This window comes from Erwinia sp. AnSW2-5 (assembly GCF_045107195.1).
In the GTDB taxonomy this organism is placed as follows: Bacteria; Pseudomonadota; Gammaproteobacteria; order Enterobacterales; family Enterobacteriaceae; genus Erwinia.
Genome location: NZ_JBJGXA010000045.1, coordinates 1 through 1,332 on the forward strand (window position 1 = coordinate 1; position 1,332 = coordinate 1,332).

Below are 1,332 nucleotides of genomic sequence, written 5' to 3' on the forward strand. Positions count from 1 at the left end.
CGCTGAACAGCGGGCGTGATACTACGTTAACCGGTGCTCAGGTGAACGGTAATAAGGTCAGCGCCGATGTCGGGCGCAATCTGACCATCACCAGCCAGCAGGACAGCGACCGCTACGATTCAAAACAGACCAGCGTTGGCGCAGGCGGCAGCTTCACATTTGGTTCAATGACCGCGTCCGGCTATATCAATGCCAGCCGTGACAAAATGCACAGCACCTATGACAGCGTGATGGAGCAGAGCGGTATCTATGCCGGGAAGGGCGGGTTTGATATTCAGGTGGGTGAACATACTCAGCTGAACGGCGCCGTGATTGCCAGCCAGGCGGCAGCGGATAAGAATCGCCTGGATACCGGCACGCTGGGCTTCAGTAACCTGGGCAATGAGGCGGATTACAAGGTCAGCCATGCCGGTATCAGCGCAGGGATGAGCAACGGCGGCTCAATGGGCGGGCAGATGTTGAGCAACGTGCTGTCGAACTCGGCCAGCACCCTGCTGGCAGGGCTGAACGGCAAAGGGCATGCGGAAGGCACCACTCAGTCTGCGGTAGAACAGGGCACGATTGTTATCCGCGATACGGCTAACCAACAGCAGGACGTGGGGAGCCTGAGCCGTGATACTGCCTCGGCCAACGGCAGCATCAGCCCGATTTTTGATAAAGAGAAAGAGCAGAAGCGTTTACAGACGGCACAGGCGGTGGGGGAAATCACCGGCCAGATGGTTAGCATCGTGAACACGATGGGCGATATCAAAGGGCTGGAAGAGGCGAAAAAAGGCGCTGCACCGCTTAAAGATAACGCGACAGAAAAAGAAAGGGCCAAATGGCTGGCCGGATTACGAGAAAGCGATGCCTATCAGAAAGCCATGTCCGATTACGGCGTGGGCAGCAAGAACCAGATGGTGGTTCAGGCAGTAAGCGGTGTGCTTCAGGGACTGGTTAACGGAAATATTTCACAGGCGGTTGCCGGAGCGGCCAACCCACTGGTGGCGCAGGTCATCAAAGCGCAAACCACCGATGCCGGCGGCAACACGAATGTGGTTGCCAACGCGATGGCGCATGCGGTGTGGGGTGCGGTGGCGGCACAGATGTCGGGAGGCAATGCCGCCGCCGGAGCTGCCGGAGCGTTCAGCGGTGAGCTGGTCACGCGCTTTATTGCCGAAGCGTTTTATCACGCCAGCACGCCAGAGGAGATTGCCAGACTGTCGCAGGCGGACAAAGAGCAGCTGAGCCTGTTAGGAACAATTGCTGCCGGAGCAGCGGGAGCGGTAGCAGGCAACAGCTCGGCAGCCGCAACGACCGGGGCTATTGCGGGCAAGAATGCGGTGGAGAATA

At 58.6% G+C, this 1,332-nt stretch carries 1 protein-coding gene; it reads left to right on the forward strand.

Going from position 1 to position 1,332, the window contains the following annotated elements:
• On the forward strand, positions 1–1,332 hold a 1,332-nt coding region (locus ACFL9S_RS22820; protein ID WP_405264161.1), incomplete at both ends, for a hemagglutinin repeat-containing protein.